At 46.8% G+C, this 2,628-nt stretch carries 4 protein-coding genes and 1 pseudogene; 3 read left to right on the top strand and 2 right to left on the bottom strand.

The genetic code is table 11. The features are described 5' to 3' along the window. The first annotated feature begins 144 nt into the window (after positions 1–144). Together U9P07_08985 and U9P07_08980 are read left to right on the top strand one after the other, a co-directional pair. Complete coding sequence (locus U9P07_08985; GenBank protein MEA2109537.1) at positions 145–1,248, top strand: glycosyltransferase family 4 protein; 1,104 nt, start codon at positions 145–147, stop codon at positions 1,246–1,248. 159 nt (positions 1,249–1,407) lie between these two features. Further along, positions 1,408–1,593, top strand: a pseudogene (locus tag U9P07_08980) (GDP-mannose 4,6-dehydratase). A 55-nt stretch (positions 1,594–1,648) separates the two neighbouring features. On the opposite strand, the gene U9P07_08975 reads toward U9P07_08980, so the two are convergent. Both U9P07_08975 and U9P07_08970 read right to left on the bottom strand, forming a co-directional pair. Continuing rightward, on the bottom strand, positions 1,649–1,927 hold the full coding sequence (locus tag U9P07_08975; GenBank protein MEA2109536.1) for a HigA family addiction module antitoxin: 279 nt from the start codon (positions 1,925–1,927) through the stop codon (positions 1,649–1,651). A 4-nt stretch (positions 1,928–1,931) separates the two neighbouring features. Continuing rightward, positions 1,932–2,216 (bottom strand): type II toxin-antitoxin system RelE/ParE family toxin, encoded by a 285-nt coding sequence (locus tag U9P07_08970; protein ID MEA2109535.1) that lies wholly within the window; start codon positions 2,214–2,216, stop codon positions 1,932–1,934. An 87-nt stretch (positions 2,217–2,303) separates the two neighbouring features. Here U9P07_08970 and U9P07_08965 point away from each other — a divergent pair. Further along, the coding region (locus U9P07_08965) for an NAD-dependent epimerase/dehydratase family protein (protein MEA2109534.1) at positions 2,304–2,628 on the top strand (325 nt) is incomplete at its 3' end.

The following is a 2,628-nucleotide window of genomic DNA, read 5'->3' as shown; positions in this document are numbered from 1 at the left end:
GGCTCCGCCTCACCGGCCATGAAAAAGCGTATTGCCATCCCCTTAAAATGGGTTATAAAGAATAAACTACAATCTTTATTTGGCAACGGGGGCACGCCGTTATCTCCCATTTAGCCGTTGTCACATTTGCACCATAGGCGATTAATGAAAATTTTTGTTATTGGGACCAGGGGCATACCGGATATTCCCGGAGGGGTGGAAACCCATTGCCAGGAGCTCTATCCCCGGATTGTGGCGGCAGGCCATGAGGTTACAGTTACAACCAGGGTTCCATATGTACAGGAAAAGAGAAAAAGCTGGGAAGGGATATCGCTTAAACATATATTTGCTCCCCGCAAAAAAAGTCTTGAAGCTTTAGTCCACACATTCCTTGCCGTTATTATTGCCAAGGTTTCCAAACCTGACCTGATTCATGTCCATGCCATCGGACCCAGTCTGCTGGTTCCTTTAATGCGCCTGCTGGGGATGAAAGTTGTCATGACTAATCATGGCCCTGATTATAATCGTGGGAAATGGGGTGCTTTCGCCAGGCAGATCTTGCGATTAGGAGAATATTGGGGAGGTAAATACGCCAACGAAGTTATTGTAATTTCTAATGTTATTGGAAACATTGTCAAACAAAGATGTAACCGGGAGGTCAAGCTTATTTATAATGGCGTTACTCTGCCGGAAAAAACTACAAAAACCGACATTTTAGAACAGTGCGGCATTATACCGGATAAATATATTCTGAATGTCGCCCGCCTGGTTCCTGAAAAAGGTTTACATGACCTTATTGACGCATTTACAAAAATTTCAGGAGAGCAACAACTGGTAATCGCCGGAGATGCTGACCATGAAACAAAGTACAGCCGGGAATTAAAAGAGAAGGCGGCTACAGACAGCCGCATTATTCTGACCGGCTACATTACCGGTGAATATCTTAATCAGGTTTTTTCGCATGCCAGACAATTTGTCCTGCCGTCATATCACGAAGGGCTTCCCATTGCGCTACTGGAGGCGATGAGTTACAACATTCCGCCATTGGTTTCTGACATTCCTGCCCATAAAGAGGTTCAGTTACCGGAAAGTTGTTATTTCAGGTGTGGTGATGTCGCACATCTGCAAAGTCGGCTTGAAATTGCTCTAAGTGACGACGGCAGCAGTTTTAAGCAGATCAATTACCGGTCTATGGTCGTTGAAAAATACAACTGGGATAAGATTACACAGCAAACGATAGCCGTATATGAGAAAGTTCTGGGCCGGTAGTAAAGTGCTATTTGCCTGCTTGATGCGTGTTTGACCCTTTTCGCCTTGCTTGATCCACTTTTCTTTTCAAGATTTATTTATTACTTTGCAAACAGTATTTAAAACTGCAGTGATAAGTGGAAAATACCATGATTTTTTAATAGAGGAAGATAAAATCCTATGAAAAAAGCATTAATCACCGGCATTACCGGCCAGGATGGTGCTTACCTGGCCGAATTTCTCCTGGACAAAGGCTACGAAGTCCACGGCATCAAACGCCGGGCGTCTTCTTTCAATACCGCCCGGGTCGATCATCTTTACCAAGATCCCCACGAAGAGCAAGTCCGCTTCTTCATGCATTACGGCTGTCGGAGATCAGAGGTCGGAGATCGGAGGGCGGGCAGGGAGAAAGGCTGAGAGATCAAGCGATCTGTTCAACTTCAAAATTGATTTTGGAACCTATCTCACGTTCGGTAAGCGCCAATTCATATCTAGCTTGAAGATTCATCCAAAATTGACCGCTGTTTCCAAAATAACGCGCGAGCCGCAGTGCTGTTTCAGCGCTAATCCCTCTTTTCCCATTGAGGATTTGTGTAATACGTCCTGAAGGAACACACAGTGAAATTGCCAGCCGGTTGGCCGAAAGCCTGCGCGCTGAAAGTTCACGTTTAAGTATGCGACCCGGATGTACTGGTTTCATAATTTCACCCCCGATGGTAATCTATAACTTCAACATCGAATGCATCACCGTCTTTAAAGCGGAAACAGATACGCCATGGCCCGTTTACCGTCATTGCCCATTGACCTGCCCTATCCCCGGACAGCTTGTGCAGGCCGAGGCTTTTTAGGGGACTTAGGTCCTTGATGGATTCTGCGGCATCAAGAGCAGCCAGTAGGTCCTCGGCCGCGTCCGTGTCCATGCCTCGAAATTTGGACTTCCCCTCTGTATAAAAGCGTTGAGAGCGGCTGTTGGCCCATGATCGAATCATACAAATAATATACTACGAAAAGCGTAGGATGGCAAACGTTATTAGGAGGCGGGCTTTAAAACCTATAACAACTTCGAGTAATCAATTATGGAAAAGAATGCTAAAATCTATGTTGCCGGCCACCGGGGCATGGTGGGTTCGGCTATCGTCCGCCGGCTGCGAAAAGATGGCTATGATAATCTTTTGTTGAAAACCAGCGCCGAGCTTGATCTTACCGATCAGCAGGCGACGGCGGTTTTTTTTGCCGCCGAGCAGCCGGAATATGTCTTCCTGGCGGCGGCCAAAGTGGGTGGGATTCATGCCAACAACGAATACCCGGCGGAATTCATCTACGACAACCTGATTATTGAAGCCAACGTGATTCACCAGGCCTGGGTGGCGGGGGTGCGGCGGCTGCTTTTTCTTGGCAGTT

It is taken from the genome of Pseudomonadota bacterium (genome assembly GCA_034660915.1).
Lineage (GTDB): Bacteria > Desulfobacterota > Anaeroferrophillalia > Anaeroferrophillales > Anaeroferrophillaceae > DQWO01.
The sequence above is the reverse complement of the archived record's forward strand: the minus strand, read 5'-3'. Positions and strand labels throughout refer to the sequence as shown.